The sequence below is a fragment of the Streptococcus pseudopneumoniae genome (assembly GCF_001073085.1).
GTDB classification, from domain to species: Bacteria; Bacillota; Bacilli; order Lactobacillales; family Streptococcaceae; genus Streptococcus; species Streptococcus pseudopneumoniae_M.
The window spans coordinates 38,526-52,973 of sequence record NZ_JVFV01000041.1; the positions used below are offsets into that span (position 1 = coordinate 38,526).

The following is a 14,448-nucleotide window of genomic DNA, read 5'->3' on the forward strand; positions in this document are numbered from 1 at the left end:
AGGAGCTTTCTATGAGAGAATACGATATTATCGCCATTGGAGGAGGTAGCGGGGGTATTGCTACCATGAATCGTGCTGGTGAGCATGGCGCTAAGGCGGCAGTTATTGAGGAAAAGAAATTAGGTGGAACTTGTGTCAACCTCGGCTGTGTCCCTAAAAAAATCATGTGGTACGGTGCTCAAATCGCAGAGGGTATCCACAAATATGGACCTGACTATGGTTTTACAAGTACTGGGAATCAATTTGATTACGCAAGGCTTCGTAAGAATCGTGAAGCCTATATTGACCGTGCTCGCTCTTCTTACGATGGAAGCTTTAAGCGTAACGGAGTTGATTTAATTGAAGGACGCGCCGAGTTCGTTGATGCTCATACAGTCAGTGTCAATGGTGAGTTGATCCGTGCTAAGCATATCGTGATTGCAACTGGGGCCCATCCTCATATCCCTGCCATTCCTGGTGCTGAACTAGGTGGTAGTTCTGATGATGTCTTTGCCTGGGAAGAATTGCCAGATTCAGTAGCCATTCTTGGAGCAGGTTACATTGCTGTCGAATTAGCTGGCGTGCTCCATACCCTTGGTGTACAGACTGATTTATTCGTCCGTCGTGAGCGTCCACTTCGTGGATTTGATAGCTATATTGTTGAGAGCTTGGTTCAAGAAATGGAAAATACTGGATTAAACCTCCACACCCATAAGGTTCCAGCAAAACTTGAAGAAACTGCACAAGGTATTACCATTTATTTCGAAGATGGCAGCACTCATACTGCCAGTCAAGTTATCTGGGCAACTGGTCGCCGTCCAAATGTTGAAGGACTTCAACTCGAAAAAGCTGGTGTTACCCTCAATGAACGCGGCTTTATCCAGGTTGATGAATACCAAAATACTGTCGTTGAAGGTATCTACGCACTTGGAGATGTCACAGGTGAAAAGGAACTAACTCCTGTTGCTATCAAGGCTGGCCGTACCCTATCCGAAAGACTCTTCAACGGCAAAACCAATGCCAAAATGGACTACACGACTATTCCAACTGTTGTCTTCTCTCACCCAGCTATCGGAACTGTTGGTCTAACTGAGGAAGAGGCTATCAAACAGTACGGCGAAGAAAATGTCAAAGTCTATACTTCAAAATTCGCATCTATGTATTCTGCAGTTACCAGCCACCGTCAGGAAGCTCGCTTCAAGCTAGTTACAGCTGGTGAGAACGAAAAGGTAGTTGGTCTTCATGGTATCGGCTACGGCGTCGACGAAATGATTCAAGGTTTTGCAGTTGCTATCAAGATGGGAGCTACAAAAGCTGATTTTGATGCTACAGTTGCTATCCATCCAACAGGATCGGAAGAATTTGTGACCATGCGTTAATACAAAAAGAGACCATCTTGGTCACTCAGATTGAAGAAAAACCTATTTAGGACCATTTTCTTCAATCTTTTTCTTTTATTAGAGCAAATTATAAAACACTTAAAAATAGCATCCCATCAGGATTCCCAAGAATTTTCACTATATGGTAACCAAGCTCCATAAGGGGACTTTTTTTATTACGGATAAGATCTATCTGTGTTCTGAAAAAAACTAGCCGGCTTTTTTGTCTCAATCGGCCGTTACAAATTTGTAACCTTTATTTTTAAAATAGGTTGACAATCTTCCCCCTTCCAGTATAATAGTTACTATAAATAAAAAAAGAGGTTAACTATTTTGAAAAAAGCACATATTTACGCTATTCCTGCTATTGGAGCTGCTCTGATTGCAGTATTAGCCCAAATCAGTATCCCAATTGGACCAGTACCATTTACTCTACAAAACTTTGCTATCGGACTCATTGCTACTGTTTTTAGACCTAGAGAAGCTGTCCTCTCTGTTGGACTTTATCTATTACTTGGCGCCATTGGTCTTCCTGTCTTTGCTAGTGGGGGAGCTGGTTTTCATGTTTTGGTAGGTCCAAGCGCTGGCTATCTTTGGTTTGACCTTGTCTATGCTGGACTTACGTCCTATCTTATCCATAAGAAAAGTGGCTATATTCGTATCTTTCTTGCAAATCTCTTGGGAGATTCCCTTGTCTTTGTTGGTGGTATTCTCAGCCTCCACTTCCTTGCTGGTATGCCTTTTGATAAAGCACTAGCTGTCGGTGTACTTCCCTTTATCATTCCTGATCTTGCAAAAATCCTTGCCATCAGTTTTATCGGTCGAGCACTCCTTCAACGTCTCCGTACTCAATCCTATTTTTCAAGCAAATAAAAAGAGGCCGGGTTTTTCCCAGCTTCTTTTGGATTATTCTTACATGATTGCTTATTGATTCTTAAAGGCATCGACCATCACTTGAAACTCCTCGTTTGAGAGGGTGATTCCTTTCCCCATCTTAGTGTGGTCTGGACTCCAAGCACGAATGTCAAACTTTGCTGGTGCTCCATTAAAGCTGACACGATTGATTTCCTTGGTCCAACCTTTTTCATTCTCTGAAAGCGTAAGTAAGTGTTCTTCGATTTCAAATGTAAATTCTGCCATTGTATTCTCCTTTTAATTGTCTTCACTTGATTATTCGTAAAATCTTGTAGATTTTTTTAAAATTGTATATAATAATGGTAAAAAGAAGGGAGGCTCCGATGAAAGATTTATTTAAACATATTCAACAAAAATTCCAAGGATTTCTCAACGGACGAGAAGAACCAGATCATTCCAAAGCTGACTCCCTGACAAGTGCCATTAAAGAGGCACTCCTGAAAAAAACTGCTGTCCACATTATTTTTTCAGATACAAGTTTTACAGGGGATATCATCAAATTTGATACGGACCGCCAGCAAATTATCGTTAAAAATTTTGCAAAAAATGTGACCCGCATTATTCGAATCCCAGATATTCAAAAAATAAGTTTTGTTCCCTCAACTGTCCAAACTGCCCAAAAAAATCGATTTAAGAAAGAGTGAGATGAGTTTTCTTCATCTCACTCTTTTCTATTAACGGATTTGTTCAAAATGAAGGTGAACAGCAATATGTTCTCCGTAACCACTTCTCTCTAAATCCCGCTGCAAACGGTAAGAGATATAGTGTTCAGCAATGGTGATGTAACCTGCACCAAGCAAGCGATGTTCAACCATTGATTGAATCATGCTGATCGTCGCACGCTCCACTTTTGCCTCTTCTAGATCCAAGACAACTTTCTTTGTTACCTGAGCTAGATTTTGACGTAAATCATCGGTCAAAACATAAACAGTTTGAGCAGCTTTGAGAATGGCTTGATAGATTTTATCTGGATCAAAGTCGGCAACTTGTCCATCACGTTTAATGACTTGCATAGGCTTCTCCTTTTAATTTGTATTTTCTTTAATGTCCGCTAACATTTTAGCTTCTTCTGCTGTTAATTCGTAATGTTCCAACAAATCTGGTCTACGCTCATAAGTTTTTTTGAGACTTTCATAGAGACGCCATTGGCGAATCTTCTCATGATGCCCACTCATAAGCACTTCTGGAACCACCATACCTCGATAATCATAGGGACGAGTGTACTGAGGATATTCAAGGAGCCCAGATGAAAAGCTATCATCTTGGTGACTGGTTTCCTTCCCAATTACTTCTGGTATCAAGCGAACCGTCGCATCAATCATGGTCATTGCTGCCAGTTCACCACCAGTTAGCACATAATCACCTAGGGAAATCTCATCTGTTACCAAGGTCTTAATGCGTTCATCATAGCCCTCGTAGTGACCACAGATAAAGATGAGTTCCTCTTCTTGTGCTAAATCTTCAGCATAAGCCTGGTCAAACTGCTTACCAGCAGGATCCAAAAGAATCACGCGCGGATTCTTCTTTTGAATAGCATCAAAGGCATCAAAAATCGGTTGCGCTCGTAGCAACATCCCTTGACCACCTCCGTAGGGTTCGTCATCGACATGACGAGCCTTTTCAGCATATTCACGAAAATTATGATACTGGATGTCAAGAAGTCCTTTTTCACGGGCCTTTCCAACGATGGAATGTTCTAGCGGTGAGAACATCTCTGGAAAGAGGGTTAAAATATCAATCTTCATCGTCTAACCCCTCTAAGAGTTCTACATCCACGCGCTTATTGGGAATGTCCACATTAAGCACAACCGGTGGGATATATGGTAAAAGCAGATCACGTTTTCCCTTACGCTTAACTACCCAAACATCATTGGCCCCTGGTTGAAGAATTTCCTTAATGGTTCCAATCAAGTTATCACCCTCGTAGACCTCTAGTCCAATAATCTCGTGATAGTAAAATTCACCCTCATCTAGGTCATTAAGGTTTTCTTCCGCAACCTTCAAACTGTAGCCCTTATATTTTTCAATATCATTGATGTGATACATATCCTTAAATTTGATAATATCAAAGTTTTTATGCTTACGGTGACTTGCGATAGTCACTGTTTTAACAAATTGATCCTTCTCATCAAACAAGGCCAGCTCTGCACCTTTTTTAAAGCGTTCTTCCGAAAAATCCGTCACAGATAAGACTCTCATCTCACCTTGCAAACCTTGTGTATTGACGATTTTTCCAACGTTAAAATAGTTCATTTGATCTCCTGTAATTTCCTTATCTCCATTTTCTTCTTACAATTTTTTAATAATATCTACAATTTTCTCTGATTCGGACCACTGTAAATAATGGTGATTCCCTCCTAAAATAAGTTTAGTATTGGAAGTCCAATATTCTGATTCTCTGTACTCTTTTTCTCTATAAGCCTGACAAAAAATATATACAGGGATATGAGATTCTATCGACAAATTCTCAAAATCTTCCTCAGTAATTTCTCCAGATATCTGAAATTCTGGATCTTGATTTTCCAACTCTAAGCCTTTTTCTTGCATTAATTTCCAGATTTCTTTGTTAGTTTCAGGATTAAATGTGGATTGAGTTAAGTTCTTAAAATAAAGTTCAGGACCAAATTCTTCAATCAGTCTCATTTGCTCTTCCATTTCTGGATAAAGATTTTCTGAAAAATCAGCAAACATAACTTTTTTAGTGGTCGGTTCAAGCGCTACTAAAGCCTGACACTTAATTGGTTTGTTGAGTAATTTGCAAGCTACAATTCCACTCAAACTATGTGCACAAAGTATATATTCAGAAATCGCCAATTCTTCAAGTACTTCATAAACTGCATCTGCAAGATTATCCAGATTTTTTCCAGCTTGGTCATGAATCGGACTTCTACCTGTGTTCGGAAAATCAATTGTCAAATAACCAATTGTAGGAGGAAGTTTTTCAAGTATAAGTAAAAAATTTTCATAACTTGGTAACAAACCTGCGCCACTTAAACAAACTAGCACTTTCTTTTGCTTTTGATAAGTAACAAAGAGACTGCCAATTTCTGTAGATACTTCAAACCTCTTCATAAAGAAACCACTCATTCTATACAATGATTTATTATATACCCTTATCCTTTATTTTATCACGTTCCAGGGATTTTCACAAGTTTGAGAAAAAAGCTAGTTCTGACCTTCGGCTTCTAAATATCCTTCCAAATCTCGTTCATGCTGATATTTGATAGCTGCCTTTTTGTCTTTCTCAAAGATCGTCTTGGTAAGGTCAATATGATTAATAGCTGCAATCGCCACTGTGTAGTGAATGATATCTGCCAACTCCTTTGCCAATTCCTCGTTTGAATCTTGGACACCCTCTTTTCTACCTGAACGTCCATTTAAAACTTCAGCTACTTCCCCAACTTCTTCTACCAACTTGATAAAAAGTCCTTCTTCTGTTCTAGATTGTTGGTAATGATCAAGTAAGTATTCCTCTAGTTGTCTAACTGTTAAATCCTTCATATCCTACTCCTTGCAAAAAAAGCGAGACCTTGTCCCGCTTTTCTTATTTTTCATCAATAACGATTCTTACTTTTTTGTCTTCAGTTGGGACAGAGTAGACAATCGTTCTTATCGCAGAGATAGTGCGACCCTTACGACCAATCACACGACCCACATCGCTTTGGTCAAGATCCAAATGATACTCCAAAAATTCTGGTGTATCTTCAATCTTGATAGTTAAGGCATCTGGTTGTGAAATCAAGGGTTTCACAATCGCAATAATGAGATTTTCAATCGTATCCATCTGTCAACCTACTTTAGAATTATTTAGAGAATTTAGAATCGTGGAATTTCTTCAATACGCCTTCTTTTGAAAGGATGTTGCGTACTGTATCTGAAGGTTGAGCTCCATCAGCCAACCATGCAAGAACGCGGTCTTCTTTCAAGGTTACTTGGTTTTCAGCAACAAGTGGGTTGTAAGTTCCAACTGTTTCGATGAAACGTCCGTCACGTGGTGAACGTGAATCTGCTACGTTAATACGGTAGAAAGGTTTTTTCTTAGAACCCATACGAGTCAAACGGATTTTTACTGCCATTTTTAATATCTCTTTTCTTTTATTTTTTTAGTTCGGTGAAATAGCTGAGCTATTTAGCACATGTTCTATTATAGCAGATTTCTAAGAGGTGTCAAGAAAAAAACTTGACAGACTTTAAAATTTTTAAATTTTTTAGAAATTTGTTAGACTAATAGAGATAAATTAGAAAGAGAAATTTTATGAATACTAGTCTAGAGAACATTTACAAAGACCATCAGGTTAAGCCTTATATCTCTCCTGATCGTGATATAGAGGCTTGGCTACTAAATCCCAAGCCTGTTTCCAAGCGAAATATGGAATTATTAGAAGACAATCTCCTGGCAGGTGATATCCCCTCCTATGGAGAGTCCAGTTTGGCACTTTTACAACCGAAACATGATTTTAAAAACTCCCATTCGAATATGATTCAAAATCCGCTTAAAATCAATGTTTTCCCACTTTTTCAGAAAACAAATTTTCATCTAATTTAAATAACTTTCAATTAAATGGTGTGAACCATGAAGTGTTGTAAATGCTGTATTGTAGCTAGTTCTTAACGTTTAGAGAACTGGCTAGCTTTACGAGCTTTCTTAAGATCTGGTTTGGAAAGTATAGATTTTAATTGGACTAAAAACAGCGAAATATCAAGGATTTTAAGAACGATATCTACTAATTAAATTATAAAACATGAATTAATAGATTCTAAATAGGGGAATAATTTAGTTCTGTAATCATTAAAATAATACACCTAACTTTGGTCACCATTTTTTAGTTATTCACTCTTTTTTCAGATAGTGTTTTTAAAGTTATGATGTAAAATGCCGCAATTAAAACACTATACATCATAATCGGAGGATAGACAATTAAGGATAGAATCAATCCCACTCCTTTAATTATTAGGTCAGGTATCAATAACTTTCTATATTGTGCGGTAGCTTCAAGTAATTCTTTCTGATCTATATTGGGTTTATCAATTACTTTATGTAAAAACCAGTTTGCTACCGTTGAAACAATAACGATCAGTCCATAAAAGAGCTGTGCCGTATGATTCATGAAATGACTACTAACTATTCCAGTAGCATAGGGCATAAATGAAACAAAAAATAAAAGAAATAAATTCCACCAAACAATTTGTTGAGAAATTTTCTCAACCTTTTCCCACAATGTATTTAGTGCCATCCATAACGATCCCAACCAGAAAAAGGAAAGAAAATAAGCAAAGAAATTTTGCCGTAAATCCCAAAAAGCTTGAAGACTTGGTGTCGTTGGTTTTTCTAACTCTAAAATCAAAATGGTCATAATAATTGCTAGAACCGCATCTGTCAATGCAATTAATCTATCTTTCTTCATCAGATTACATCGCCTTTCATTTTGTAGCATTCCATCTCATCGTATAATATTTATTAATCTTAAATATTAGATATTCATTTCATACTTTGAGTACAAACAAGATACACTAAAAAAATGTATCTGTCATATCTTATTTAACTTTAGAAATATTCATCCATCTAATTAATAAATTTTAACATATTTCACAATAAATGACTACTATCAAAGATACATTTTCTTTCAAATTCCTCCCTTTTCACTTGATCACTTATTGTTGCTTAGATTTATCAAGAACAACCAAATTTGTATCAATTTTAAGTATCACCTAGTTACAAAAATTTTGGGGGAAGAGAAAAAGCATCCCGTATTTTTGATACGAAATGCTTTCAATAAATGTAAATAAGTTTTAACGTTTACTAAATTGTGATGCTTTACGAGCTTTCTTTAGACCTGGTTTCCAAAGTATTTTGAGTATACTTATGGAATTGATGCACCAAAACATTTAGAAAAACTTATTGAAAAAGGATATGCTACCATCGAAACCGCCTTTGACTTACTTGACCATCTAAATAGCACCATGAAAAAGAATATCCTGAAGAAGAAGGGAGTTACTGGACTTTCTAAAATGAAGGCTACCGACCTGAATCAAGCCCTTCATGACCATTTTCAGAAGAAGAATTAGCTGGTCACTTTTCGATTCGCGGTTATAAACTAACTCCAAAAGGTGAACAAGCTCTCAAAGACCATCAAGCAATCATTGACCGCCATCCTAAGAAGAATCTTTAATCAACCAAGTCAGGTTGATTTTTTTGTAAATCATTTAAAACACTTATAAATCATTACATTTATTGACAATCACTTACGAAAGAGGTATATTAGTATTAAAAGAGGGAATTCATATGTACCAAGAACAACGATTAGAAGAAATCATTAAACTTTTAGAGGATAGAGGAAGTCTATCAGCAAAAGAAATGGTTGACCATTTCCATGTTTCCAAAGATACCATCCGTAGAGATTTTGCTATTCTCGCAAAGGAGAAACGAGCAAAAAGAACTCATGGAGGTTTATTGCCAATCCCAAAGCAAAGGATTCTTGGTTATAAAGGTCGAGCAGAACAGTCTTCCAAAGAAAAAGAGAAAATTGCCCATTTAGCTACCCAACTTATTTCTGATTCACAATTAATTTTCTATGATGTTTCAACAACTGTACTTGAGTTAGCAAAAATAACAGATAAAAAAGTTACTATTTTCAGCCATTCATTGGATAATGCACTGGTCTTAGGAGAAAATGAAAATGTCGTTTTTCACATTATCGGTGGACGATTTCATAAAAAGAATCGTTTCTATTACTCATTAGAAGAATCCGAATCTTTGAATAGAATTAAATTTGACTTAGCATTTTTTGGTGCAGCTAGTCTTTCAGACGGACAAGTTAGCTTTGAGGATCAAGAAGATGTTCTAATGAAAAAAAGAGCATTTAAAACCAGTAAAATTCGCGTCTTGTTAGCTGAAACCAGCAAGATAAACAAACACTCTCATTATATTCTTTCCGAACTTACTGATTTTGATTATTGGATTACAGACAAAGAACCCGACATAGAAATTCAACAATCTTTAGATGGTAAAACAACTATTCTATTTTAAAAAGGAGAAACATATGTCAGTAATAAAATTAATCATGAGTGATATCGATGGTACCATTTTAGACCAAAATCACCAATTAGACTCTCATTTACTAGAGCTTATGCCACTTTTGAAACAAAGTGAAATTCCTTTTGTTTTAGCTTCTGCTAGATCTCCTCTCGGTATAGCGCCAATTTCGAAAGAACTGGGGATTACAAGTTTTCCAATGGCAAGTTATAATGGTGCTCTCATTAGTATAGGAGATAAAATTCTGAGTCAGCATACTATTAATAAAAAGGAATTACTCTTACTACATGATTTTTTAACAAAAGAATTTCCGACAGTTTCAATTAATGTTTATTCTGGAAAAAATTGGTACGTAAATGCTTTAGATAAATGGGTAGAAATTGAAGCACAGATTACTGGAGAGAGCCCAAAAGTTACTTCACTAGCAGATTTTCTTCAGGAAGAAAAGAATCTTATTCATAAACTTTTACTAATAGATAACGCAGCTACCATCCAGAAACTTAAAGAGACATTAGCAACAATAGATTTCCCTCAAACTGACTTTTACCTTTCGAAGGATAACTATCTTGAAGTCACACATAATCAAGTCTCAAAAAAACAAGCTCTGTTAGAATTAGCCAACTATTATCAACTATCACTCACTGAAATTATGAGTATTGGAGATAATTATAACGACATTCCAATGATAGAGACCGCTGGACTTGGTGTTGCAATGGGAAATGCTCCTACAGATGTTAAAGTCTGTGCAAATAAAGTAACAGATTCTAATGATCAAAATGGGGTAAGTAAGGCCATAAAATTGTATGTACTATCGGAATGATCACAATTGAATATTTGAAATCCACTTTCAATTAGGGTACAATGGTAGAAATGATTTTTGAAAGGATTACCATGAAAAAAATAGCAACACTTCTATTAATCTCAACTTTTGCCCTCGCTGGATGTAGCAGTATCCAACGTAGTCTCCGAGGGGATGACTATGTAGATTCTAGCTTGGCTGCTGAAGAAAGTTCCAAAGCAGCTGCCCAATCTGCCAAGGATCTCAAAGACGCCTTGACAAATGAGAATGCTAACTTCCCACAACTCTCTAAGGAAGTTGCTGAAGACGAAGCTGAAGTCATTCTCCACACCAGTCAAGGAGATATCCGTATCAAACTCTTTCCAAAGCTAGCTCCACTTGCGGTTGAAAATTTCCTAACTCACGCAAAAGAAGGCTACTATAATGGTGTTACCTTCCACCGAGTGATCGATGGCTTCATGGTCCAGACTGGTGATCCAAAAGGGGATGGTACTGGTGGTGAATCCATCTGGCATGATAAGGATAAGACTAAAGACCAGGGAACTGGTTTCAAGAGCGAAATCTCTCCGTATCTCTATAACATTCGTGGTTCTCTCTCTATGGCCAATACTGGTCAACCAAATTCAAACGGTAGCCAGTTCTTCATCAACCAAAATACGACGGATATTTCTGCCAAACTCCCTACAAGTAGCTATCCAAAGAAAATTATCGAAGCCTACAAAGAAGGTGGAAATCCTAGTCTAGACGGTAAGCATCCTGTCTTTGGTCAAGTCATCGACGGTATGGATGTTGTTGACAAGATTGCCAAGGCTGAAAAAGACGAAAAAGACAAACCAACTACTGCTATCACTATTGACAGTATCGAAATTGTTAAGGACTACGATTTCAGTAAAAAATAGGATGACCCCAAAATAAGGAGATGAGACAATGATTTTATTCTGGGGTTCGAAAGGTTACCAAAAGGTCTTAGGACATACTCAAACCACTATCGAGTGTGGTCACTGTAACAATACCGACACTTGGGAAATTTCAGAAACTGGACGTAAGTTTACTCTTTACTGGATTCCACTCTTTCCTTACGGAAAAACTTATTTCGTTTCTTGCCCTATTTGTCACTACGGTAAAGAAATCCAAAAATCTGATATTGAAACCTATTTGAATTACTAGCCAAAAAGCCAAGTCACACAGACTTGGCTTTTTCCTATTCTAGTTTTGCGAGTTTCTCTATTTATGTTAGCTCATTGAAATCCCAAATTTGATCCATCCAGCCTTCATAGAAGTCTGGTTCGTGGCAAACCATAAGGATTGAGCCCTTATACTCTTTTAGAGCTCGTTTGAGCTCATCCTTAGCATCCACATCCAAGTGGTTGGTCGGCTCGTCCAGCACTAAAACGTTGTTTTCACGATTCATCAGGAGACAGAAACGAACCTTGGCTTGTTCCCCACCTGACAAGACCTGAATCTGGCTTTCGATGTGCTTAGTCGTCAAGCCACAGCGGGCAAGAGCTGCACGAACTTCTGCTTGATTGAGTGCCGGAAAGGCATTCCAGACTGCTTCCAGTGGTGTCTGACGATTGCCACCTTCCACTTCTTGTTCAAAGTAGCCAAGTTCTAGGTAGTCACCACGCTCAACTTCCCCAGCAATAGGTGGAATAATCCCCAAAAGACTCTTCAAGAGGGTTGTTTTCCCGATACCGTTGGCACCGATGATCGCAACCTTTTGATTGCGCTCAAAGGTAAGATGTAATGGTTTAGTAAGAGGACGATCATAACCAATCTGCAAGTCCTTAGCTTGGAAGATAAAGCGACCTGGTGTACGTGCAGATTTAAATTCAAAGGATGGCTTTGGCTTTTCGCTTTGGAGTTCGATGATATCCATCTTGTCTAATTTCTTTTGACGAGACATGGCCATGTTACGAGTAGCAACACGCGCCTTATTACGGGCTACGAAATCCTTGAGATCCGCAATTTCTTTCTGTTGACGTTCATAGGCTGCTTCCAATTGCGATTTCTTCATAGCATAGACTTCTTGGAACTGGTAGTAATCGCCTGAATAACGTGTCAACTGCTGATTTTCTACATGATAGACGATATTGATAACGTCGTTGAGGAAAGGAATATCGTGTGAAATAAGAACAAAGGCATTCTCATAGTTCTGGAGATAGCGCTTGAGCCAGTCGATATGCTCAGCATCCAAGTAGTTGGTTGGCTCGTCCAGAAGCAAGATATCTGGCTTTTCAAGGAGGAGTTTCGCTAATAATACCTTGGTTCTTTGTCCACCTGACAAGGCTGTTACATCCGTATCCATCCCAAAGTCCATGACACCAAGAGCACGCGCCACTTCATCAATCTTTGCATCTAAGGTATAGAAATCACGACTTTCCAAACGGTCCTGAAGTTCACCAACTTCTTCCATCAATGCATCAATATCAGCTCCCTCTTCTGCCATTTCCATGTAGAGTTCATTGATACGTGCTTCTGCCTTAAATAACTCATCAAAAGCAGTACGAAGGACATCACGCACGGTTTGGCCTTCTTTTAACACAGCGTGCTGGTCAAGGTAGCCTGCAGTCACATATTTAGACCATTCCACCTTACCTTCATCAGGTAACATTTTACCAGTTACGATGCTCATGAAGGTTGATTTTCCTTCACCGTTAGCACCAACTAATCCGATGTGTTCACCTTTAAGGAGACGGAAGGACACGTCTTCAAAAATCGCACGGTCACCAAAACCGTGACTCAAATTTTTAACTTCTAAGATACTCATTTTAATTCCTTATCTTGTGTTTATGTAGTAGTTTATAGAGGATCCAAGCTAGGTAGCCACCCAAAGTATTGGTCCACAAATCATCAATCTCAAAGACCCGATTAAAATCAAAGAAAAAGTCTAAAGCTAGCTGTGTGCACTCGATGCTTAAGCTCAATAAAAAGCTTAACAAAATCACTTTCTTTGTTTTTCTTAATCTAGGATTGAGATAGAGAAGCTGGAAAATCAATGGAAAAAGCAAGAGGATATTTAAGGCATTCTGCAAAAAAATCCAAAACAGCTGTAAAAGGCTGGTTACTTCTCCAAGTTTCCAAAAGGAGTTAAAAGGCGTCAAAAGAAAAACCAGGCGTCCAAGATGTTGAATACCTGGAGTTTCCACTCCTGTAGGAAGTTGAGGTTGGGGAGTAAAGCAAAAACAGACGATACTAAGACTGTATAAAAGCACTCCAAAGCTTAGTAATGTTTTTCGATTCATCTTATGGATTTACTTCAGCTACTGCTTTTTGACGATCACGCTTCATGGTATTTGAACGCAACTGTCCACAAGCCGCATCGATATCTGTACCATGTTCCTGGCGAACGACACAGTTGACACCTTTTTTCTTGAGTGTATCATAGAAGGCCATGACACGCTCTTTAGGGCTTCGGCTATACTGATCATGCTCACTAACTGGGTTGTAAGGGATCAAATTGACATAAGACAATTTCTTAATGTTCTTAAGCAATTCTGCCAACTCAAGTGCCTGTTCTACTCCGTCATTGACTTCATTTAGCATGATATACTCAAAAGTTACACGGCGGTTGGTTGTTTCGATGTAATACTCGATAGCTGCAAAGAGCTTTTCAATCGGAAAGGCACGGTTAATCTTCATGATGCTTGAACGCAGTTCATTGTTTGGAGCATGAAGAGAAACAGCAAGGTTAACCTGTACTCCTTCATTAGCAAATTCACGGATTTTGTGAGCCAAGCCAGAAGTTGAAACAGTGATATGACGAGCACCGATAGCCATTCCCTTATCGTCGTTGATAGTACGGATAAAGTTCAAGACGTTATTGTAGTTATCAAATGGCTCTCCGATACCCATTACAACGATATGGCTTACACGTTCATCTTGTCCACGTTCGTCAAAATACTTTTGAACCAACATAATTTGGGCAACAATTTCTCCATTATTGAGGTCACGTTGTTTCTTGATCAAGCCTGATGCACAGAAGGTACAACCGATATTGCATCCTACCTGAGTGGTTACACAGACTGATAAACCATAGTGCTGACGCATAAGCACTGTCTCAATTAGCATACCATCTGGCAACTCAAAGAGGTACTTGACAGTACCATCGGCTGACTCTTGCACAATGCGTTGTTTCAAAGGATTTACCACAAATTGATCATTGAGTTTGGCAATCAAATCCTTAGACAAGTTGGTCATTTCTTCAAATGATTGAACACGTTTACGGTAAAGCCATTCCCAGATTTGATCAGCACGGAATTTCTTTTCTCCTTGCTCCAAGACCCACTCTTGCATTCCTTGACGTGTTAAACTATAAATCGACGGTTTCATCTTTTCTCCTT

General features: G+C 38.2%; 19 protein-coding genes and 1 pseudogene. 8 read left to right on the forward strand and 12 right to left on the reverse strand.

What is annotated here, in order from left to right; all coding sequences use genetic code 11:
• Positions 1 to 11: 11 nt before the first annotated feature.
• Together gor and ADH90_RS08215 are read left to right on the forward strand one after the other, a co-directional pair.
• Positions 12 to 1,358, forward strand: coding sequence for a glutathione-disulfide reductase (gene gor / locus ADH90_RS08210; RefSeq protein WP_049530842.1), 1,347 nt, complete (start codon positions 12 to 14; stop codon positions 1,356 to 1,358).
• 333 nt (positions 1,359 to 1,691) lie between these two features.
• Positions 1,692 to 2,231, forward strand: coding sequence for a biotin transporter BioY (locus tag ADH90_RS08215; RefSeq protein ID WP_049530843.1), 540 nt, complete (start codon positions 1,692 to 1,694; stop codon positions 2,229 to 2,231).
• A gap of 51 nt (positions 2,232 to 2,282) precedes the next feature.
• Here ADH90_RS08215 and ADH90_RS08220 read toward each other — a convergent pair whose 3' ends face one another.
• Entirely contained in the window at positions 2,283 to 2,498 is a 216-nt protein-coding gene (locus tag ADH90_RS08220) for a YdbC family protein (RefSeq protein ID WP_000807425.1), read from the reverse strand.
• A 98-nt stretch (positions 2,499 to 2,596) separates the two neighbouring features.
• Between ADH90_RS08220 and ADH90_RS08225 the strand changes: the two genes are divergently transcribed.
• Positions 2,597 to 2,917, forward strand: a complete 321-nt coding sequence (locus tag ADH90_RS08225) for a hypothetical protein (protein WP_045763778.1) — start codon at positions 2,597 to 2,599, stop codon at positions 2,915 to 2,917.
• Between the two features lie 30 nt (positions 2,918 to 2,947).
• On the opposite strand, the gene ADH90_RS08230 is transcribed toward ADH90_RS08225, so the two are convergent.
• From ADH90_RS08230 to rpsP, 7 genes are all read right to left on the reverse strand, one after another.
• Positions 2,948 to 3,286 carry an ATP cone domain-containing protein gene (locus tag ADH90_RS08230; protein WP_001196044.1) on the reverse strand — a complete coding sequence of 113 codons (339 nt, stop codon included), beginning with the start codon at positions 3,284 to 3,286 and terminating at the stop codon, positions 2,948 to 2,950.
• A gap of 12 nt (positions 3,287 to 3,298) precedes the next feature.
• Positions 3,299 to 4,018, reverse strand: coding sequence for a tRNA (guanosine(37)-N1)-methyltransferase TrmD (gene trmD, locus ADH90_RS08235; RefSeq protein WP_000686938.1), 720 nt, complete (start codon positions 4,016 to 4,018; stop codon positions 3,299 to 3,301).
• Positions 4,008 to 4,526, reverse strand: coding sequence for a ribosome maturation factor RimM (gene rimM, locus ADH90_RS08240; RefSeq protein WP_049509146.1), 519 nt, complete (start codon positions 4,524 to 4,526; stop codon positions 4,008 to 4,010). The genes trmD and rimM overlap by 11 nt, the downstream gene beginning before the upstream one ends.
• A gap of 36 nt (positions 4,527 to 4,562) precedes the next feature.
• A complete protein-coding gene (locus ADH90_RS08245) occupies positions 4,563 to 5,345 on the reverse strand; it encodes an alpha/beta fold hydrolase (RefSeq protein WP_049530844.1) in 783 nt (260 codons plus the stop codon).
• A 93-nt stretch (positions 5,346 to 5,438) separates the two neighbouring features.
• Positions 5,439 to 5,774: a MazG nucleotide pyrophosphohydrolase domain-containing protein gene (locus ADH90_RS08250; protein ID WP_049530845.1), complete on the reverse strand. Its 336-nt coding sequence runs from the start codon at positions 5,772 to 5,774 to the stop codon at positions 5,439 to 5,441.
• 43 nt (positions 5,775 to 5,817) lie between these two features.
• The gene (gene kphA / locus ADH90_RS08255; RefSeq protein ID WP_000379617.1) at positions 5,818 to 6,057 is read right to left on the reverse strand and encodes an RNA-binding protein KphA; all 240 of its coding nucleotides are present in this window, start codon (positions 6,055 to 6,057) and stop codon (positions 5,818 to 5,820) included.
• A gap of 19 nt (positions 6,058 to 6,076) precedes the next feature.
• Complete coding sequence (gene rpsP, locus ADH90_RS08260) at positions 6,077 to 6,349, reverse strand: 30S ribosomal protein S16 (protein WP_000268760.1); 273 nt, start codon at positions 6,347 to 6,349, stop codon at positions 6,077 to 6,079.
• A gap of 179 nt (positions 6,350 to 6,528) precedes the next feature.
• On the opposite strand from rpsP, the pseudogene ADH90_RS08265 reads away from it, so the two are divergent.
• Positions 6,529 to 6,728, forward strand: a pseudogene (locus ADH90_RS08265) (hypothetical protein).
• Between the two features lie 368 nt (positions 6,729 to 7,096).
• Here the strand turns inward: ADH90_RS08265 and ADH90_RS08270 are convergent.
• Entirely contained in the window at positions 7,097 to 7,678 is a 582-nt protein-coding gene (locus ADH90_RS08270; protein ID WP_049530867.1) for a TMEM175 family protein, read from the reverse strand.
• An 878-nt stretch (positions 7,679 to 8,556) separates the two neighbouring features.
• Here ADH90_RS08270 and ADH90_RS08280 point away from each other — a divergent pair.
• The 4 genes from ADH90_RS08280 (at position 8,557) to ADH90_RS08295 (ending at position 11,272) form a co-directional block, all read left to right on the forward strand.
• Positions 8,557 to 9,300 (forward strand): DeoR/GlpR family DNA-binding transcription regulator, encoded by a 744-nt coding sequence (locus tag ADH90_RS08280; protein WP_049530846.1) that lies wholly within the window; start codon positions 8,557 to 8,559, stop codon positions 9,298 to 9,300.
• Positions 9,301 to 9,313: 13 nt separating this feature from the next.
• The gene (locus ADH90_RS08285) at positions 9,314 to 10,126 is read left to right on the forward strand and encodes an HAD family hydrolase (RefSeq protein WP_049530847.1); all 813 of its coding nucleotides are present in this window, start codon (positions 9,314 to 9,316) and stop codon (positions 10,124 to 10,126) included.
• Between the two features lie 71 nt (positions 10,127 to 10,197).
• Positions 10,198 to 11,004 carry a peptidylprolyl isomerase gene (locus tag ADH90_RS08290; RefSeq protein ID WP_000717397.1) on the forward strand — a complete coding sequence of 269 codons (807 nt, stop codon included), beginning with the start codon at positions 10,198 to 10,200 and terminating at the stop codon, positions 11,002 to 11,004.
• Positions 11,005 to 11,032: 28 nt separating this feature from the next.
• Positions 11,033 to 11,272, forward strand: a complete 240-nt coding sequence (locus tag ADH90_RS08295; protein ID WP_080979303.1) for a zinc-ribbon domain-containing protein — start codon at positions 11,033 to 11,035, stop codon at positions 11,270 to 11,272.
• A gap of 61 nt (positions 11,273 to 11,333) precedes the next feature.
• On the opposite strand, the gene ADH90_RS08300 is transcribed toward ADH90_RS08295, so the two are convergent.
• The 3 genes from ADH90_RS08300 to rlmN are packed head-to-tail and all read right to left on the reverse strand — an operon-like array spanning position 11,334 to position 14,437.
• Positions 11,334 to 12,875, reverse strand: a complete 1,542-nt coding sequence (locus ADH90_RS08300) for an ABC-F family ATP-binding cassette domain-containing protein (RefSeq protein ID WP_049530848.1) — start codon at positions 12,873 to 12,875, stop codon at positions 11,334 to 11,336.
• A gap of 1 nt (position 12,876) precedes the next feature.
• Positions 12,877 to 13,350, reverse strand: a complete 474-nt coding sequence (locus ADH90_RS08305) for a VanZ family protein (RefSeq protein WP_049530849.1) — start codon at positions 13,348 to 13,350, stop codon at positions 12,877 to 12,879.
• 1 nt (position 13,351) lies between these two features.
• A complete protein-coding gene (rlmN, locus tag ADH90_RS08310) occupies positions 13,352 to 14,437 on the reverse strand; it encodes a 23S rRNA (adenine(2503)-C(2))-methyltransferase RlmN (protein WP_045763788.1) in 1,086 nt (361 codons plus the stop codon).
• Positions 14,438 to 14,448 lie beyond the last annotated feature (11 nt).

Excerpts from the sequence above, each read along its gene's own strand:
- trmD (WP_000686938.1), bottom strand. The coding sequence starts at position 4,018 with ATGAAGATTGATATTTTAACCCTCTTTCCAGAGATGTTCTCACCGCTA.
- ADH90_RS08290 (WP_000717397.1), top strand. The coding sequence starts at position 10,198 with ATGAAAAAAATAGCAACACTTCTATTAATCTCAACTTTTGCCCTCGCT.
- ADH90_RS08305 (WP_049530849.1), bottom strand. The coding sequence starts at position 13,350 with ATGAATCGAAAAACATTACTAAGCTTTGGAGTGCTTTTATACAGTCTT.
- rpsP (WP_000268760.1), bottom strand. The coding sequence starts at position 6,349 with ATGGCAGTAAAAATCCGTTTGACTCGTATGGGTTCTAAGAAAAAACCT.
- rlmN (WP_045763788.1), bottom strand. The coding sequence starts at position 14,437 with ATGAAACCGTCGATTTATAGTTTAACACGTCAAGGAATGCAAGAGTGG.
- ADH90_RS08245 (WP_049530844.1), bottom strand. The coding sequence starts at position 5,345 with ATGAAGAGGTTTGAAGTATCTACAGAAATTGGCAGTCTCTTTGTTACT.
- ADH90_RS08285 (WP_049530847.1), top strand. The coding sequence starts at position 9,314 with ATGTCAGTAATAAAATTAATCATGAGTGATATCGATGGTACCATTTTA.
- ADH90_RS08220 (WP_000807425.1), bottom strand. The coding sequence starts at position 2,498 with ATGGCAGAATTTACATTTGAAATCGAAGAACACTTACTTACGCTTTCA.
- ADH90_RS08295 (WP_080979303.1), top strand. The coding sequence starts at position 11,033 with ATGATTTTATTCTGGGGTTCGAAAGGTTACCAAAAGGTCTTAGGACAT.
- ADH90_RS08280 (WP_049530846.1), top strand. The coding sequence starts at position 8,557 with ATGTACCAAGAACAACGATTAGAAGAAATCATTAAACTTTTAGAGGAT.
- ADH90_RS08250 (WP_049530845.1), bottom strand. The coding sequence starts at position 5,774 with ATGAAGGATTTAACAGTTAGACAACTAGAGGAATACTTACTTGATCAT.
- ADH90_RS08270 (WP_049530867.1), bottom strand. The coding sequence starts at position 7,678 with ATGAAGAAAGATAGATTAATTGCATTGACAGATGCGGTTCTAGCAATT.
- ADH90_RS08300 (WP_049530848.1), bottom strand. The coding sequence starts at position 12,875 with ATGAGTATCTTAGAAGTTAAAAATTTGAGTCACGGTTTTGGTGACCGT.
- ADH90_RS08225 (WP_045763778.1), top strand. The coding sequence starts at position 2,597 with ATGAAAGATTTATTTAAACATATTCAACAAAAATTCCAAGGATTTCTC.
- kphA (WP_000379617.1), bottom strand. The coding sequence starts at position 6,057 with ATGGATACGATTGAAAATCTCATTATTGCGATTGTGAAACCCTTGATT.
- ADH90_RS08230 (WP_001196044.1), bottom strand. The coding sequence starts at position 3,286 with ATGCAAGTCATTAAACGTGATGGACAAGTTGCCGACTTTGATCCAGAT.
- gor (WP_049530842.1), top strand. The coding sequence starts at position 12 with ATGAGAGAATACGATATTATCGCCATTGGAGGAGGTAGCGGGGGTATT.
- rimM (WP_049509146.1), bottom strand. The coding sequence starts at position 4,526 with ATGAACTATTTTAACGTTGGAAAAATCGTCAATACACAAGGTTTGCAA.